Raw genomic sequence first — 18,212 nt, forward strand, 5'->3', positions numbered from 1 at the left:
AATAATTTCTCTGCCTTTTTGCCCTCTGAATGCAAACGCAAATCATGTAATTTGGTGTTAAAAATAACCTCTTTATTTCTCAACCATATCCACCATTATGCCTTTTTACTAGGCAATGTTTGTTTTACCTGATCTAAAGACATGGTTGCAACCACGCTCCCTGACAAAGGCATCTTCAATACATGATTTTTAATTTTACCCCATACCTGCATTTCACAAGGTTTACAATCAAACTTAAGTGTCAGCGTTTCATTTTCGTGTATCAGTTGCATCGGTTGCGCATTATTGCGTACACCTTGTACTCCCTTAGCTTGTTTAGGGCATAAATTAAACGCAAAACGCAAACAATGTTTGGTAATCATGACAGGCACATCACCCTTTTCTTGATGTGCTTCATAGGCTGCATCAATCAACTTCACCCCATAACGATGATAAAAATCTCTGGCCTTTTGATTATAAACATTGGCCAAAAAAGTTAAGTGACTCTCTGGGTAAACAGGAGAAGGCTCAGCAACTGCTTTTCTTATGCCTTTTTGTGCACAATAGTGTGCCAAACGTTGTTTGGTTAACTCATCAATCACATCTCGGCGTAACTGGTTTATTTGTGAACCCGCAACAAAATAAATATCGGTTAAACACACTTCAATATGCGTGGCAACATAATCTGTTTGCCCAAGTTTGGCTAAACTCTCTTTAAGAGTGTGTAATGCTTTTTCACCTTGCTTGGCGATTTCAAAAGGCCCCAATAAATTTTTCTGGGCAACCACGCCCTCTTCACTGACCACTTGTAACGTTAATTGATGTTCATTGCCTGTTAAAAATAGCTGTACTGATATTTTTCTCTGGCTGGATGTTTTTAATAATGACTGTTGCCATTGATGATCTAAATTCCGATTCAGTGGATGAGAAGGTCGAATTTTTTGTAATTGTGGCAACATCTCATTAGGATAAACCTTATACCAGAATGAATCTATTTCCTCGACCATATTGGCTCTAAACCCAACGATCTCCCGTTTAATCAAAACATTTAACCCATCGCCATTGCTTAATGGTTCAGTGGTTTTTATTTCTAGGTAATCTTTCCCCACTTTCAGTATCTCACCTATAGGCAAACCAATAAATTTAGGGGAATCAAAGGCACCAATATCTATTTTACGATCTTGAACAAAATAATCAGTATTGCCACGATGAAACGTTTTATCAGGTTCTGGCACAAAAAAATGTTGAGAGCGGCCACTGGAAGCGGTCGTTAAATCAGTGCGTCTGGTTAAAATAGCATCCAGTTGTTGACGATAAAAAGCTGTGATGTTTTTCACATAACTCATGTCTTTGTATCGACCTTCTATTTTGAAAGAACGCACCCCTGCATTAATTAATGCTTCTAAATTGGCACTTTGATTATTGTCTTTCATCGACAATAAATGTTTTTCATAAGACACCACACGCCCTTGATTGTCTTTCAAGGTAAAAGGTAAACGGCAAGCTTGAGAACAATCCCCCCGATTGGCACTGCGCCCTGTTTGGGCATGGGAGATATAACATTGTCCAGAAAACGCCACACACAAGGCACCATGAATAAAAAACTCAATATTGGCATCTACCTGTTGGCTGATTTGGGTGATTTCATTTAAATTTAATTCCCTAGCCAACACCAATTGGGAAAACCCCACATCAGATAAAAACTTGGCTTTTTCGACGGTACGAATATCAGTTTGTGTACTGGCATGTAATTCAATAGGTGGAATATCCAACTCTAAAATACCCATATCCTGCACAATTAGGGCATCTACCCCAGCATCGTAGAGTTGCTGAATCAACAAACGAGCGCCTTCTAATTCATCATCATGCAAAATGGTATTCAATGTCACAAAAATTTTGGCATAAAAACGATGGGCAAAAGCCACCAAATCAGCAATATCTTTTAGACTATTACCTGCATTGTGGCGTGCGCCAAAACTGGGGCCACCAATATAAACAGCATCAGCGCCATGTAAAATCGCCTCTTTGGCAATATGCACATCGCGTGCAGGGCTTAATAATTCTAGTTGATTGGATAAAAGAGTCATAATAAAGTGTGTTGTGAATATATTTATTGAGGGAAAAGACGCATCAACGTAGAATAACTAACCACATTACTCTCAAGAAGATTAGCACCATTGTTATTTTAGTTAGTGTACGGTATTCTATTTTACCCAAACTCTCAACGGTAATCTACAATATCAACATCTACAAATCCATATAAACACATTTAATGTAATCTAAACCTGAACATAAGAACAGAATATCTGAATTGTGTGTAAAACCTTGCTTTAGACCTAGTTATATAGGATGCTATACTTCACACATAAAGTCTATATAATAGTCATCCGTGTACAAAAATAACCAAATACAATAAAATTTCAATTATTCTTTAATAAATAGGAATATTCAACCCAAAATCTAGTTAAGTACAAATGAGTTTTTTGTCCAATCTTTTTATGGTTAAACCATAAAAAGGAAGAAGAAAGGTAAAGAATGATCCAAAAAGCAATCTTTAGTGTCCTTATCATTATTTTCATTTTGTTGATTACTATCTTTGAATTTAGCATGTTAATGTTAATGACGATACTTCATGGAGTTAATCATCAATTATATTATCATTCATGGATTGTTTTCATTCTTCTGCGATTAGTTTCATTGATTATCTTGGGAGTATCATACTTTAAAGAATGGAAAATCAGCTTTAAGGTCTCATTATCCTTATTTATATTTTCATTCCTAATTACTGTCATTATAGGTAGTGTATATATCTAAAAAAATCATATAAAACAAAAATATTCCACATTAGATGTAATTAACAATAGATTTAAATTGCGTTAGCTTCATCACCAAAGCATCTTCAAACCCCGTACCTAAGTGATAATAATTTTTACGATGCCCAATAACCTCAAACCCCATTTTTTCATAAAGCCTTTGAGCCGCTATATTACTTTGCCTTACTTCCAAAAAAATGGATTCTAGCTGCTCTTGTTGGCAAACACTCAACATTTTATTGAGTAACATTTGCGCTAAATGTTGACGCTGATGTTCTGGCGCAATAGCAATATTATAAATTTCTGCAACCCCCGCACAAATATGCCACAACAAAAAGCCTGCTATTTTATCCCCCTGTTTGACAACCCATAAGTGTTGTTTATTGTGCAGGGCGCTTAAGTATTGCACTTTTGACCAAGCAGATGGATTAACCATTGCATCAATAGCCACAATGGCATCAATATCGTCTTCTGTTGCCTCTACAATCATTTTTGGGCTTTTCTTTGTGCTTGCTCTGTTGCAGTCAGTGCTATTTTATTACGCACATATAAAAGCTCCGCTTCTTGAGCTTTTAACTGTGGATAATTTCCCGATAAAGCCAAGGGCAAAAAATCAGCTGCAGTAGGCATGGTCACCATACCCTTTACAGGCAAATGATCATACACAGCAAAGGCGTTACCAATACCCATGGCACTTTGGCAAGGCATTGGCAAGGTAATACTGTCAGGTTTGCCCACTTGATAATCACTTAATTTTTTTTGATTTTTTGTATCATACCAAGCAAAAAACACTTCCCCCATTCTGGCATCAATTGCACATAAAACCTGTTCATGCTTTGGTGCCAATGATGAAAGCACATCCAAAGTGGGCACGGCCACTAATGGCGTATCATGCGCCAACGATAAGCCCTGCGCCACACCCGCACCGATACGCAAACCAGTAAAAGAACCTGGGCCTTGTGCATAAGTGATTAAATCCAGTTGATTAAGCTGGATATCGTGTTTTACCAATAATTCTTTTAAAGTTGGGAAAATCAGCTCCGCATGTTTTTGCTCAGCCGCAACATGAACCAAATCCTGTTTAGTATCAATTTGCAGAGCTAAAGATAAAAATGAAGTAGATGTATCAATACTTAAAGCAAACATAGTTTAAATTATCGTAAAATAAGCCTTTATTATAACCCAAGCGTTACTCATGAGTGTATATATCGGCCGTTTTGCACCAAGCCCAACAGGAGCTTTACATTTAGGTTCATTGCTGGCCGCTTTAGGTAGCTTTTTAGATGCCAAAAGCCATCAAGGCAAATGGCTTGTCCGTATTGAAGATGTAGACACTACAAGAACCGTTAAAAATGCAGATACTCAAATTCTAAAGACATTAGAAGCCTTTGGTTTACTGTGGGATGACCAAGTAGTTTACCAAAGCCAGAGGACAGAAGCTTATCAGGAAGCACTGACATACTTACAGCAACACCAACAAGTTTACCCTTGCTTTTGTTCCCGTAAAAAAGTCAAAGAAGAGGGCAAAGAAGGCATAGATGGCGCAATATATTCTGGGCATTGTCGTCTTTTCTTATCAAACGATTTCACTCAACCACACTCTTGGCGATTTTATGTGCCCAAAGGCGTATTCGGCTTTGAAGATAGAATTCTGGGCACATATAACCAAAACGTGCACGAGCAAATTGGCGATTTTATCTTAAAACGAAGAGACCACTTATGGGCGTACCAATTGGCTGTTGTAGTAGATGATGCATGGCAAAATATTACCCATATTGTTCGCGGGCAAGATTTACTAATCTCCACACCAAGGCAAATTGCCTTGCAACAAGCCTTAGGCCTTCCTACCCCGCAATACGCTCACTTGCCCCTTTTGGTCAATAACCACGGGCAAAAGCTCTCCAAGCAAACCTTGGCACCCGCTTTAAACCTGCATGAAACTTTAACCTTACTCAAAAAAGTGCTCCCCTTTTTAGGACTTCTACCCCCTAACGGTATTGATACAATTGATGATCTTCTACAATGGGCGATTACCCATTGGCATATCACCCAAGTACCCAAACAAGCTTTTGAAATCCGATAAAGTATGCTTGTATATTCTGTCCGTTCACACTAGAATTATCTTAACTGTCTTTACGGCCTAACCCAACTTAAAAGCAAAATTCAAAATGACTAATCAAACCGTTTATAATTTTTCTGCTGGCCCTGCTGTATTACCAAAAAGTGTTTTATTACAAGCACAAGAAGAAATGCTCGATTATCAAGGCTCAGGCATGTCTGTTATGGAAATGAGCCATCGTGGCAGCATTTTTATGGATATCCTCACCACAGCTGAACAAAATTTACGCGACTTAATGGGTATCCCATCCAATTATAAAGTACTGTTTTTACAAGGGGGAGCTTATACCCAGTTTAGTATGGTACCACTGAATCTAGCTGGTGGTTTTGAGACAATGGACGCAGTGGTTTCTGGCACATGGAGTTTAAATGCCAGCAAACAAATGGGGTACTTAAGCGAAGCAAAAGTACATATTGCCGCCAACTCTATCCAAAATAACCAGTTTTCCTATGCACCATTACCCGAAAATTGGCAAATAAGCCCTAACAGTGCATTTACACACTTTGCCTCAAACGAAACAGCCAATGGCTTACAATACCAACAATTGCCTTCTTTTCCAAAAGAAACGACATTAGTATGTGATATGTCCAGTGATATTCTTTCTCGTCCCATCAACGTCAATGATTTTGGCTTGATTTATGCAGGGGCACAAAAAAATATTGGTGCTGCTGGTGCAACTATTGTGATTATTCGAGAAGACTTATTAGACAGAACCCGAAACGATGTGCCCGATATATGGCGTTACCAAAGCTTTATCAAAAAACAAGGGATGTACAACACCCCTTGTACTTATGCAATTTATATAGCAGGTTTGGTATTTAAATGGTTAAAAGCCCAAGGAGGCGTACACACCATTGAACAACTGAACCAACAAAAAGCAACTTTATTGTACGAGATGATAAACCAAAGTGAAGGATTCTATCGCAACCCTATTCAAACAGATTTTCGCTCTAAAATGAATGTGGTTTTTTATACCCCTAATGAACAACTTGATGCTTTATTTGTGCAAGAAGCTGAAAAACAAGGGCTCAAAGGATTAAAAGGCTATGCCAGTATGGGAGGAATGAGAGCAAGCATTTATAATGGTATGTCGCTTAATGGGGTACAAATTTTAGCTGATTTTATGAAAAATTTTCAGCAAAAACACCAATAATGGTGCGACAAAAAAGCTGGGATTCATTAAACATTTAATGAATCCTTGCCTCTAACAGAAAAGATTCATACAATCAAGTCACATGTCCCTTTTTTGCATATGACAAAAGTCGATTATGAACAACCTGATTTTTCGAACCCAACAAGAATTAGACGCGTTGGCAACTGACCCCGCTCATGGCAATAAGGGCGTAGATAAAAAAGGGATTGCTGAACGTGAAGTTGGCTTAGCTTTAGAAGCCAAAGGAGAAGTATGTGGCTTAATCAGAGACCCATCAGGGCTTGCTGACTTCATTGATCAAACAGGACAAAAATGGGATGTTAAAGGTTTTCGCTCTCAGCACTCAGTAGAAAAATACTCTTTAGAAATGGCTTTAGCACATATTCAAAAAAGTATTGATCAAAATGAATATGTAATGCTGGATACGCGTGAAATGGTAGAACATGATATTCAGGAATTAACCAATGAACTCATCCATAGAGGCTTGATTAACAAAGTCAAAATATGGCCTTAACTGATTAATTTTCAGGATAACAAACCCAATATAAATCTGGTTCATGAAAAAACAAAACGAACACATCTATCACCTTCTTATGCAATTGACTCTTTAATCTAAACTTCCAACAACATGAATTTACTAGGTTAGAAACAAAAAAGCCACTGACAATCAGTGGCTTTAACAATAAGAACCAAACGATTATTATTGTACAGTTTGTCCTTCGTTTTCTTTATTCATTTCCAATCTTTGCAAATACATGGCTTCAAAATTAATAGGAGCCAATAATACAGGCGCAAAACCCGCACGAGTAGTAATGTCTGATACAACTTCACGTGCATATGGGAATAAAATATTAGGGCATGCAACAGCCAAAATAGGCTCTAACTCTTCTTCAGGAATATCTTGAATACGGAATACCGCTGCTTGTTTCACTTCACAAACAAACATTGCCTTGCCATCAGGTAATTTTGCCGTAATGGTCACACCAATAGTGCAATCAAAAAAACCTTCTTCAATTTGTTTGCCTTCTGTGGTCACTTGCATATCCACTTCAGGTTGTTCCTGATTCAAAAAAACTTGAGGAGCGCTTGGCACTTCTAAAGAAATGTCTTTAGTATAAATTTTTTCGATTCCAAATACGGGTTGTTTTTGCTCTTCGCTCATTATTGACTCTTTCAAATAATAGAAAAGGGGGTTCCCCCTTTATATGTTTACCAAAACTTAATCTGCTAATAAAGTATCCAATTTACCTGCTTGATTCAACGCATTTAAATCATCAAATCCACCAACATGTGTCTCGCCTATAAAAATTTGAGGTACGGTTCTGCGGCCTGTAATTTGCATCATATGATCCCGTTGAGTAGGATCCGTATCAATACGAATTTCCTCTACAGCACTGACCCCTTTTTGAGCCAATAACTGCTTTGCTCTCATACAATATGGGCATTGGGCTGTTGTGTACATTTTAACGGGTTTCATTGTTTATTCCTCTCTATTTTATAGCTGTGATGTGTGTTTATATTGGGTAACTTCAGTCATTTTCAACTACTGAGTATTATTTTACCATTAATTTTATGGTCTTTATCCAAAAACTATCAGCCTATTTAGGTACATTTTATGCAAACGACTCAATTATTTTATTGATTTGACTTGCTTCAAAATAAAACGGGTGTTAAAACATCACACTAACGACAGATTTTCATTACATCATACTATGAATAACCCTAATGCTCAGTTTATTGCCCTTTTCCGTGAAGCGGCACCTTATATACACCAATTTAGAGACAAAACATTTGTTATTGGTTTAAGCGGTCATACTCTGCTGGATAAAAGCATTGAGCATATTGCCCAAGATATTGGTTTATTAGCCAGTTTAGGGGTACGCCTTGTGTTGGTACATGGAGCCAGACCACAAATTGAAACCGCATTACAAGCGCATCAAATAGCCAGCGTGGTACACAAACATACTCGAGTCACAGACCTGCCCACTTTAAGTATCATTAAACAGGTTTTTGGTGCAGCACGCTTTGATATTGAAGCAAACTTATCTATGGGTATGCCCAACTCACCCATGTATGGAGCAGGCATTAAAACAGCATCAGGTAACTTTATTACAGCAAAACCTTTAGGTGTGCTTGATGGTATTGATATGCAACTTTCTGGCACGGTACGCAAGGTTGACAAACTGACGATTCAAAAACGCTTAGATGAAGGCTGTGTCGTACTGGTTAGCCCATTAGGCTACTCTTTGTCAGGGGAAACATTTAATTTAAAGATGGAAGAAGTCGCCAGTCAAATTGCCCAATCACTACAAGCCGAAAAACTGATTTACCTGATTGAAGGCCAAGGTTTATTTACTCAAGAGCAGACATTAATCAGCTCATTAAGTGCACAAGAAGCGCAAGCAGTTTTACACAATACCCCTCAAGCACAAGATGTGACCATTGCCTTGCCTTTTGCCATAAAAGCCCTAAACAATGGTGTTAGTCGTGCCCATCTCCTATCCGCTAAGCAAAATGGCGTACTTTTGAGCGAATTATTTACCCGTACAGGCTCTGGTACTTCTATTGCGAGGTCGGCTTTTGTACAAATAAGGGAAGCGACCATTGATGATATTCCATCAATCATGGCCATTATTCAGCCTTTAGAAGAAGCAGGCATTTTACGAAAACGCAGCCGCGAGACCATTGAAAACCATATTCAAAGCTATTCGGTTCTGGTCAATGACAATCAAATTTATGGTTGTATTGCCATTAAAACATTTGCCAAAGAACCCGATATGGCTGAACTTGCCTGTTTAGCCGTTGCACCCATTACGCAAGAAAGTGGCTATGGTCAACTGTTAGTCAATCATTTGGAACAAAAAGCATTCAAAATGGGGGTGCGTAAATTGTTTTTACTGACCACCCAAACCGCCCATTGGTTTATTGAGCGTGGTTTTAAAGAAGCCACCCTAGCTGACCTACCCAAAGAGAAGCAAAAGCTTTACAATTACGAAAGACGTTCAAAAATACTGATGAAAAACTTAGTCAATTGACTATAAACACAAGGAAAAACACACATGGGACATATGGTTCAATGCGTTAAGCTAAAAAAAGAAGCAGAAGGTTTAGACTTTCCACCTCTGCCAAATGAATTGGGTAAAAAAATTTACGAAAACGTATCGAAAGAAGCATGGAAAGGCTGGTTGGGTTTTCAAACCATGTTGATTAATGAAAACCGTTTAAGCCTAGCTGACCCACAAGCCCGCCAATACTTAGCCACTCAAATGGAAAACTACTTTTTTGGTGAACAACAAGGCATGCCCGCTGGATACACTCCACAACAATAAAACTCAGTAATAAAAAGGCCTGAATCAACAGGCCTTTTTCTCATTTTAATGTCTATTTTGTCCATATTTCTGAATTTTTATTCCAAATACTGTTCGGATCAGTCATCAATGTTTTGATGTTACCGATCAAATCAATAGGGGTATTTCCAAAAGATAAAGCTCGACCAGTTAAAAAAGACACCGCATATTCAGACCAACTACCATATCGATCCTGAGCCATTTTGCGTGCTGTTTCCAAATATTGACTGGCCTCTTTTGCGGTTAAAAAACCAGCTAAATAACTGTATCTGGCAATCACTGCAATACGTTCAATATCCCAAGCATCAATATTTTTAAAATTTTTGGCTTCTTCTTCAGAAAACCCCAAAGTGTCTACCATTGCGCGACGATACGCAATCACATCCGCTTCTTCGTCAATACCGTCATCCAATAACATCATAATATTTGGTTCTGAACGATGCCCTTTATTTACCAGCCAATCCAATTGTTTTTTCGCTGTTGCGGCATCCGTTACATCCCAATTATGGGCTAATACAGATTGCACATTGGCCTCATCATACGCCTTGCCCATATTTAACTCATCAATATGTTCAGCAGGCAAGACAATGGCACCAAAAGCCAAAAGCGAAGCATCAATTGCTTCAGCTGGCGCTTCAGTATGTTGTTGCGCTGGTTCAGAAACAACAGTTTTGGTATCGGTAGAAGGAGACGGTTGTGGATCATCACCACAACTGCTCAAAAATGCCGAGCTTAAAATAGCCATCACAGCCAATGCAATTGTTTTATTTCTCATTTTATTATATTCCAGAATAAATTTTAGTTTTCTGTCATCAAATGTTTCATCGCCATATTGTACTGAATTGTAATCGTTTCGTATATAAAATCAGAGAAACGGTATCATAAAAAGATAAAGCTGGAGTATTTTTGAGATTTTTTTGGGAAGGTGGCGAGCCTAACCCTCGGCACTAACAAACTTAACTTGGGCTGCTTGCTTCCGCACCTGACCCGTTGAGCTAAACTGCTATGCGAGGAGACCCGCCATTGAGATTGGCAAATATACCAGCATTTACCTTATTCGCCAAGCGTTTTATCGTAAAAAGAGACAGCATAGTCAAAAACCACTCAAAAAACCGACAATTTAATATTTATTACATTAAATAATATCAATCACAATTAATATATAAAAATAGTGGGTTCAAATATTTTGATTCATGTCTAGAGCAGGTGTTTGTTTTGGGCTATTGGCAACCACACGAGCAGGCACCCCAACCACAGTGGAATAAGCAGGCACATCTTCCAACACCACACTGCCAGCGCCAACCTTAGCACATTCACCCACTGTAATATTGCCTAAAATGGACGCATTTGCCCCAATTAACACACCCTCTTTAATTTTCGGATGACGGTCCCCACTGGCTTTACCCGACCCACCTAAAGTGACCCCATGAAGCATCGACACATTGTCTCCAATAACGGCTGTTTCACCCACCACAACGCCCGTACCATGATCGATCATAATGCCTTTGCCTAGCTTAGCAGCAGGGTGAATATCCACCCCCATCACTTCTGAAATACGGTTTTGTAAAAAATAGGCCAAACTGTCATGCCCTTTATGCCAAAGCCAATGCGTGACCCTTTGGCTTTGAATGGCATGGAAACCCTTAAAATATAAAAGAGGCAAAGAATAATAGTCACAGGCAGGGTCACGATCATAACAAGCAATAATATCAGCATGCATCGCATGGCTAATTTGCGGATCTTCTTTTAATGCTTCTTTAAATAATTCTTGTAATGCTCGAGCATCCATCACTTGGCTGGCCAACTTACTGGATAAATGAAAAGCCAACACGTCATCCAAACTTTGATGACGCAATACCGTCAAATGAATAAAGCTGGCCAAAAGCGGTTCGACTTTAACAGCCTGTTCCGCCTCAAAAAAAATGGTACGCCATAAATCTTCTGCAACAATATCCGCTTGTATATCATGTTGCTGAGTATCCATCACTTTTACTCCTTACAATAAAACCACATCGAATTGCTCTTGAGTATAAGTGCTTTCTACTGCTAAGAAAATAGGTTTCCCCACAAAATCAACCAGCATCGCCAACGATTGTGACTCTTCATCTAAAAACATCTCAATCACACTTGGCGCGGCCAAAATTCTGAATCCTTTAACATCATACCGTCTGGCTTCTCGCACAATTTCTCGTTGAATCTCATAACAAACCGTAATGGCTGTTTTGACTCTGCCCCTGCCTACACAACACGCACAAGGTTCACACAATACATGCGACAAACTGTCCCTTGTGCGTTTACGGGTAATTTCAACCAAACCTAAACTGGTAAAACCATTTACCGTTACACGGGTACGGTCAAAACTTAATGCTTTGGTTAACTCCTGCATCACAATTTGTTGGTGTTCTTCATTTTCCATATCAATGAAGTCCACAATAATCATGCCACCCAAATTTCTTAAGCGTAACTGCCTAGCCAGCATATGCGTGGCTTCTAAATTGGTTTTGAATATCGTTTCGTCAAAACTACGGTTGCCGACAAAACCACCTGTATTAATATCAATGGTGGTCATCGCTTCAGTTTGATCAATAATTAAATAGCCTCCAAACTTTAAACTTACCTTTGGCTGCAAAGCTTTATTGATTTCCCCTTCAACCCCAAACATTTCAAAAATCGGGCTCTCCCCTGCATGGTGTTCAATTTTAGGATATGCCGAATGAACATACTGTTCAGCAAACTCACGCATTTTATTGTAGTTCTCAGTAGAGTCCACAATAATTTTCATGGTCTTTTGCCCCGTCATATCGCGTAAAACACGTAAGCTCAAAGGTAAATCCTGAAAAATCATGGTTTCTGGTGCAGCCGTTTTAGCTTTTTCCTGAATATCCGCCCACAATTTGGTCAAAAACAATACATCTGAAGCCAACTCTTCATCCGTAGCCGTTTCTGCACTGGTGCGAATAATATAGCCACGAGAACCACCTTCAGGCAGCACCTTTTCTAAACGCTCTTTTAAAGCCAAACGCTCTTCTTCTATTTCAATGCGTTGTGAAATACCAATATGACCATCTTGAGGTAAATGCACCAAAAAGCGGCCAGCCAATGAAATTTGCGTACTTAAACGAGCCCCTTTGGTATTAATAGGGTCTTTAATCACCTGAACTAAAATCGTTTGACCTTCAAACAATACATGCTCAATACGCTGAGGAACAATCACCTCTTCCTCATTTCTTGGCTCAAGCCTCGGTTCAAATACATCAACAATATGCAAAAATGCCGAACGTTCCAACCCTATATCAATAAACGCACTTTGCATACCAGGCAATACTCGCTTGACCAAGCCAAGATAAATATTACCCACCAAACCATGGCTGCTTTCGCGTTCAATGTGGATTTCTTTAACCACCTCTTCTTCAAGAATCGCAACCCGTGTTTCTTGGGGCGTAATATTGATTAAAATATTTTCTGGTGGACGATCAATATCTTTTAATAATGGAATTGCTTGTAACATAAAAACCTACTTTTTATTTTTAATCATTCTTTTCCTGATCCAACTGGCTCATATCGGGCAGATGGATTTTGCATTGTTCAAGTAATTGTGCCGTTTCAAAAATGGGCAGCCCCATCACACTGGAGTAGCTACCGGCAATATGCGTCACAAACAAGGCACCCAAGCCTTGAATACCATAAGCCCCAGCCTTATCAAGCGGCTCTCTGGTATGAATATAAGCATCAATGCTTTGTTCTGTTAATTGTGTTAAAGTAACTTGACTTATTTGTTCTTTTTGTAAAAACTGCCCTTCATAAACCACACACACAGAACTGATCACCTGGTGGGTTTGTCCAGACAAAATACCCAATATTTCCTTTGCCTGTTCTGGATCCTTGGGTTTACCATAAATGGTATCATTTAATGAAACAATGGTATCAGCCACGATAATTGGCGCTTTTGGCAACATAAGCTGTTTTTTACGCTCCACAGCAGCATGCGCCTTAAGTAAAGTGACCCTTTTTACATATTCTTCTGGCAACTCAGCGTCTTTTGGGGTTTCATCGATAGTCATCAGTATTTTTTGAGGGTTCAGCCCCATTTGTTTAAGTAATTCAAAGCGACGCGGACTACCTGAAGCTAAATACACCAGAGGTTTCATAAAACAGACCTTACTCTATTGCTTGATTGTCAAAAAAACACAACTATAATTTTCCTATATTACCTGAATAAGGATATTTTTGTCCGCTAAAATAACTTTATATTTAATAAAAATAGATTATTTTACCAAATAATTGACCTTGTCATTTTCAACAATATAATTAAACAATAAGATAAAAACAAAAAAATTAAACAATAAATTAAAAATTAATTTTTAAAAAATAAATATATCTAATGATTAGAATAAAATATATTTTTGTAATTTAATTTTAAAAATTTATTTATTTTTACTATTTTTGATTTTTAAAGTCAGTCAATCAAACTCAACATTTTTTAATTATTTTGTTGTATGATTAAATACTTTTGGGAATTTAACATATTTACGCTTTTATTTAGCAATGTTTTTTGCCTAACAACATCATTTTAACTTTCCAGAACATCATTGTTATTCACAAAAAATGAATACTGTTTTTTTAATTTCATTTATATTTCCCTTAACCGACGGTAGTCCCTTTATTATGCTATTTTGTGTATAAGGGATCATCCTAGTAAGGATTGCTTAATCTGATAGACTACATTTCTGTATTTTTTAGTACAAACTGATCAGACTCATCATTCATGATTTGCATTTATTTTTAATTGACTTGAAAGCGTTCGCTTACGAATTAGAGAGTTTTGTGGATCTGACTTAAGAAAACGAATAGGAATATATATTGGGAAATCAGCTATTGCGATCTTACTTTGGGTATCAACAATATCAGACCCTTCATAATCTTGTCGCCGATACTCAAATTGATATGTTACGGTAAATGCTTTTTGCTCATCATCAATATTTTCAACTTCAATAGATACAACCTTTGCCTCAGTATTGGTACCTAGTTTTTTCATTAGCTCTCTATCTCGATAGTACAAAATACTGGAATAAATCGTTGTGATACCAATTACTGCAAGCAAGATCCCTACCGCAATAAAAATTACCCCAAGAATAATCACCAAAAAATTGCTTCTCAAAAAGAGTAATAAGACACCAAGTCCAATAAATGAAGTAGACAGCACACAAAAAACCATTATTATCGAAGTATGTTTTTTGAAGGATTGTTTTAATGCATCATATTTATGCTTAGCGTTCTTTTTTTCTAACTCATCCATTATTTATGTATAATTTCTCAAGCCTGTAATTTCTTGGAGAAACATCTTTTTACGTGAAGAATATCTTACTGAAATATTTTGTCGCTTCACACTCCACGACGAGACGGATCACCCCATCAGATTAGGCGCATACTGATAAAGATTATCCCCACCCAATAATCCAATAGGATCCTGATTACTAAACCGTCCACTATCCGCATCATAATAGCGCATTAAATTATAATGCAATCCCGTCTCAACATCATAATACTGATTTTGAAACCTAAACGGTTGATGACCTTGATGTAGGTTATGCTCTTCGGCTATTTTTCCCCAAGTTTGGTATTTCGCATACCAAATCAACTCCCCTTTTTCATCGGTTAACTCTTTGGGTAAGCCTACTTGATCTGTATGTAGGTAATTAATAACTATATTTTCACCAAGACTAATAAATGCTAAGGGAACAAAATTTTCTAATGATCTATCAGTACCTGCTACAGAAATCTCACTACCATAAATATATACAACGCTTCTTTCATAACTTCTCTCTTGCAGTAACCGTGCGCCATCCCAAACAAATTCAGTTTTGTTTTCTAGGGTGTTCTTGCTGATTTGTTCTTTTCTGATTCTGCGTCCAAATACATCGTAAATGTATTGCCAGTTTTCTTTTGTGCCTTTTTTATCAGTAATAGTGGCTTGTTGTAACTGTTGATTCAGGTTATAACTTAGCTCTAAGGTTCTATCCTTCGCTTCTTTCCTCACCATATTACCCAGCTCATCATAATGGTAGGCGATCCCTTGATATGTTTGCACTCGGTTGGCGTGTTTGTCTATGGGTGAGACTCCTGGGTCATCTTTTAATGGTGACCATGTCGGGTCACTGAGCATTTGCTCATAATAAGCTTTGTCTTTTATGGGTTGTTTGGGCTTAGGCTGGCTGTTTTCTTGCGCATCAATAATATTATGCGCTGGGTCAAAGGCAAATAGCTCTTGCCCTGCTTGGGTAATACGCCCTATTTTGTCATAAACGTATTGTAGACTGCTGCCTCTATTGTCTGACATTCGGGTTAAGTTACCCGCTTTATCGTATTGGTAGCTACGTTTAACGGGGCCACTGGCAATCAGCAGCTTATTTTTGTTTTTAAGGTCTAAATCTTGTTCAAATGAGGCAACTTGTTGTTTGATGCGCCCCATTGGGTCTAAATCGTAGAAGCTGGTTAGTTTACCTTGGCTGCGGCTGATTTCTCGATGTAAGTCGTCCCGCTCAAAATCGCTGATCACTTTGCCGTCTATATTGATTTGGTGTAAATGGCCGCTACCGTAATAGAGGTAATTGATGGTTTGCCCTGTGGGCAATACGGTGGCAATACGGTTGCCTAACTCATCGTAAAAGTATTGCACTGTTTTGGCGGCGTTGGGGTCTAAAAAGGTTTCTTCTACGAGGGTTTGTGGGTCTAAATCGTAAGTGCGCTCACAAATCAATTGCCCTAATGGGTCATAATCCAGTTGTATCAGGCTATGTTCGTTTTTGGCTTGAATCAGTTGATTCAGTTCATTGTATTGGAATGTACTGTGTAGCTCCTGCGCACTTTGGCTGTCATGGGCATTTTTGGCGGTCAGTTGCCCTAAAGCATCACGCTCGTAGGTTTTTTGGATCAAGGCATTCAATTGGGTTAAATCGACATTGGGGTGATTGACTTGCCCGTAGAGTTTTTCTTGTACCAGTTCTGAGGCTAAGTTGTAATGGTAGCCGGTGGCTTTGCCATCAAAGCCAATTTCGCCAATTAGGTTATCCAGTATATCGTATCGTAGTGATATTGTTCGGTACTGCTGTAATAACAACAAAATCTCTCCGAACGTTAATAGACCAACTTTAAACCATAGCTTTCCTCAATTATCAACAATAATAGTAATCGAATTTATTCGATTACTATTTTAAAATTAGAATTATTTCTACAATATTTTAAAAAACTAATACTACTTTCTCTATCATTATTAAGAGCAATACATCCAAACCCTGTATCATCATGAGGATACACTGCAATATTAAGCTCAGGATTAATATAAAAACAAACCTGCCCGATAATACCAGAATGACTCATCATGAGTTTAGAAAGCATAATAAAATGATCATAATTAAAACTAAAATCTAATGAACTAATTGGTAAAGAGCTATCACCATATAAATAGCTCTCAAAACTATCACTCATTGTTTTTAAGATTCCATTTTTTATAAAAAATAAAAATGCATCATTATATTCTGCGAGAATTTCAGGATCACTCTCCGTTTTATCATCAAAAGATAATGCTGTCATGATAAAGAAATTATTATACTTACCAAAATAATCATCAAACATACTTACAGATTCTTGTACAATTTCAGAAGAATAACCATTTAACCGTTCAAAATATCCCACCCATCCTTTAGATGTACTGAATCCATCGAAATTAAAATCCTCGAGTGAAACTTTTTTATCTATCAATTTTAATAATTTTTCCATCGCTTATCCCTACAGTTATCTTTTTGCTTTTATTAGGTGCAGACTTACCTATACCAACTTTCCATTCACCTGCTTTATCAGAGTGTGTAGTATGACTTTTACTCCATATTTCATTTGTGTGTTTATTTTTCCAATTTCCTTTATTTGCACGAGTAAAATCAGAAGGATGGGAAGTTGGTGTTCTCACAACATCGCCGACATTAGCATTATTAACTTTCTTTTTAGGATCGTCTAAATAACATTTAAACCCCCAAGGATCAATCCACCCCATCGGATTAGGCGCATACTGATAAAGGTTCGTCCCACCCAACAACCCAATCGGATCCTGATTGCTAAACCGCCCACTGTCCGCATCATAGTAACGCATTAAGTTATAATGCAGCCCTGTCTCAGCATCGTAATACTGGTTCTGGAACCTAAACGGTTGGTGACCTTGGTGTAGGTTATGCTCCTCGCTTACTTTACCCCAGGTCTGATATTTTGCATACCAAATCAACTCACCTTTTTCGTCGGTAAGCTCTTTAGGCAAACCGACTTGGTCTGTATGCAAGAAGTTTATTTGTGGCTCTTCTTGCTCTGGCTCTAATACGATTTGCGCTAAGGGTTCAAATCCTTCCTCTCGATAAATATAAGTAAAGGTTCGTTTATCGGTGCTTTCTTGTAATAACCGTGCACCATCCCATACAAATTCGGTTTTCTTTTCTATGACGTTATTGCTGATTTGTTCTTTTCTGATCCTGCGTCCAAAGACATCATAGGTATATTGCCAGCTTTCTTGTTTCTCTATTTTGCTATTGTGCGTTATATTCGCTGTAATTAATTGCTGGTTAAGGTTATAACTCAGCTCTAAGGTCTTATCCTCCGCCTCTTTCCTCACCATATTACCCAGCTCATCATAATGGTAAGTAATCCCTTGATAGCTTTGCACTCGGTTGGCGTGTTTGTCTATGGGTGAGACTTCGGGGTCGTCTTTTAACGGTGACCATGTCGGGTCACTGAGCATTTGCTCATAATAAGCTTTGTCT

The 18,212-nt window shown here is 38.0% G+C and carries 18 protein-coding genes and 1 other RNA gene; 5 read left to right on the top strand and 14 right to left on the bottom strand.

All coding sequences use genetic code 11. The features are described from left to right. Nucleotides 1-95: 95 nt before the first annotated feature. From AADH04_RS06965 to tsaB, 3 genes are all read right to left on the bottom strand, one after another. A complete protein-coding gene (locus AADH04_RS06965) occupies nt 96-2,066 on the bottom strand; it encodes a peptidase U32 family protein (protein ID WP_434779513.1) in 1,971 nt (656 codons plus the stop codon). 757 nt (nt 2,067-2,823) lie between these two features. Then, a complete protein-coding gene (gene rimI, locus AADH04_RS06970) occupies nt 2,824-3,282 on the bottom strand; it encodes a ribosomal protein S18-alanine N-acetyltransferase (protein ID WP_434779514.1) in 459 nt (152 codons plus the stop codon). Beyond that, nucleotides 3,279-3,938, bottom strand: a complete 660-nt coding sequence (gene tsaB, locus AADH04_RS06975; protein ID WP_434779515.1) for a tRNA (adenosine(37)-N6)-threonylcarbamoyltransferase complex dimerization subunit type 1 TsaB — start codon at nt 3,936-3,938, stop codon at nt 3,279-3,281. Before tsaB ends, rimI begins: the two co-directional genes overlap by 4 nt. Nucleotides 3,939-3,987: 49 nt before the next feature. On the opposite strand from tsaB, the gene gluQRS reads away from it, so the two are divergent. The 3 genes from gluQRS to AADH04_RS06990 all read left to right on the top strand — a co-directional run bounded on the left by gluQRS (nt 3,988) and on the right by AADH04_RS06990 (nt 6,578). Then, the gene (gene gluQRS / locus AADH04_RS06980; RefSeq protein ID WP_434779516.1) at nt 3,988-4,875 is read left to right on the top strand and encodes a tRNA glutamyl-Q(34) synthetase GluQRS; all 888 of its coding nucleotides are present in this window, start codon (nt 3,988-3,990) and stop codon (nt 4,873-4,875) included. A gap of 85 nt (nt 4,876-4,960) precedes the next feature. After that, nucleotides 4,961-6,064 carry a 3-phosphoserine/phosphohydroxythreonine transaminase gene (serC, locus tag AADH04_RS06985; protein ID WP_434779517.1) on the top strand — a complete coding sequence of 368 codons (1,104 nt, stop codon included), beginning with the start codon at nt 4,961-4,963 and terminating at the stop codon, nt 6,062-6,064. 115 nt (nt 6,065-6,179) lie between these two features. After that, on the top strand, nt 6,180-6,578 hold the full coding sequence (locus AADH04_RS06990; RefSeq protein WP_434779518.1) for a hypothetical protein: 399 nt from the start codon (nt 6,180-6,182) through the stop codon (nt 6,576-6,578). Nucleotides 6,579-6,764: 186 nt separating this feature from the next. On the opposite strand, the gene secB is transcribed toward AADH04_RS06990, so the two are convergent. Further along, complete coding sequence (secB, locus tag AADH04_RS06995) at nt 6,765-7,226, bottom strand: protein-export chaperone SecB (RefSeq protein ID WP_434779519.1); 462 nt, start codon at nt 7,224-7,226, stop codon at nt 6,765-6,767. A gap of 57 nt (nt 7,227-7,283) precedes the next feature. After that, a complete protein-coding gene (gene grxC, locus AADH04_RS07000; protein ID WP_434779520.1) occupies nt 7,284-7,541 on the bottom strand; it encodes a glutaredoxin 3 in 258 nt (85 codons plus the stop codon). Between the two features lie 235 nt (nt 7,542-7,776). Here grxC and argA point away from each other — a divergent pair, with 235 nt between their 5' ends. Then, a complete protein-coding gene (gene argA / locus AADH04_RS07005; RefSeq protein ID WP_434779521.1) occupies nt 7,777-9,099 on the top strand; it encodes an amino-acid N-acetyltransferase in 1,323 nt (440 codons plus the stop codon). Nucleotides 9,100-9,123: 24 nt separating this feature from the next. Beyond that, on the top strand, nt 9,124-9,393 hold the full coding sequence (locus AADH04_RS07010; RefSeq protein WP_434779522.1) for an oxidative damage protection protein: 270 nt from the start codon (nt 9,124-9,126) through the stop codon (nt 9,391-9,393). Between the two features lie 52 nt (nt 9,394-9,445). Here AADH04_RS07010 and AADH04_RS07015 read toward each other — a convergent pair whose 3' ends face one another. The 9 genes from AADH04_RS07015 to AADH04_RS07055 form a co-directional block, all read right to left on the bottom strand. Then, complete coding sequence (locus AADH04_RS07015; protein ID WP_434779523.1) at nt 9,446-10,186, bottom strand: DUF1266 domain-containing protein; 741 nt, start codon at nt 10,184-10,186, stop codon at nt 9,446-9,448. A 149-nt stretch (nt 10,187-10,335) separates the two neighbouring features. Further along, nucleotides 10,336-10,433, bottom strand: an RNA gene (gene ffs / locus AADH04_RS07020) — signal recognition particle sRNA small type. Between the two features lie 155 nt (nt 10,434-10,588). Then, on the bottom strand, nt 10,589-11,395 hold the full coding sequence (cysE, locus tag AADH04_RS07025) for a serine O-acetyltransferase (protein ID WP_434779524.1): 807 nt from the start codon (nt 11,393-11,395) through the stop codon (nt 10,589-10,591). A 12-nt stretch (nt 11,396-11,407) separates the two neighbouring features. Next, nucleotides 11,408-12,919 (bottom strand): ribonuclease G, encoded by a 1,512-nt coding sequence (rng, locus tag AADH04_RS07030; protein ID WP_434779525.1) that lies wholly within the window; start codon nt 12,917-12,919, stop codon nt 11,408-11,410. Nucleotides 12,920-12,938: 19 nt separating this feature from the next. Continuing rightward, a complete protein-coding gene (locus tag AADH04_RS07035; protein ID WP_434779526.1) occupies nt 12,939-13,559 on the bottom strand; it encodes a Maf family protein in 621 nt (206 codons plus the stop codon). Nucleotides 13,560-14,170: 611 nt separating this feature from the next. Continuing rightward, nucleotides 14,171-14,707, bottom strand: a complete 537-nt coding sequence (locus AADH04_RS07040; protein ID WP_434779527.1) for a hypothetical protein — start codon at nt 14,705-14,707, stop codon at nt 14,171-14,173. A 108-nt stretch (nt 14,708-14,815) separates the two neighbouring features. Further along, nucleotides 14,816-16,531: an RHS repeat-associated core domain-containing protein gene (locus AADH04_RS07045; protein WP_434779528.1), complete on the bottom strand. Its 1,716-nt coding sequence runs from the start codon at nt 16,529-16,531 to the stop codon at nt 14,816-14,818. A gap of 74 nt (nt 16,532-16,605) precedes the next feature. After that, a complete protein-coding gene (locus AADH04_RS07050) occupies nt 16,606-17,187 on the bottom strand; it encodes a hypothetical protein (RefSeq protein ID WP_434779529.1) in 582 nt (193 codons plus the stop codon). Further along, entirely contained in the window at nt 17,159-18,190 is a 1,032-nt protein-coding gene (locus AADH04_RS07055; protein ID WP_434779530.1) for an RHS repeat domain-containing protein, read from the bottom strand. Before AADH04_RS07055 ends, AADH04_RS07050 begins: the two co-directional genes overlap by 29 nt. Nucleotides 18,191-18,212 lie beyond the last annotated feature (22 nt).

The organism is Neisseria sp. Ec49-e6-T10, from assembly GCF_051132615.1.
In the GTDB taxonomy this organism is placed as follows: domain Bacteria; phylum Pseudomonadota; class Gammaproteobacteria; order Burkholderiales; family Neisseriaceae.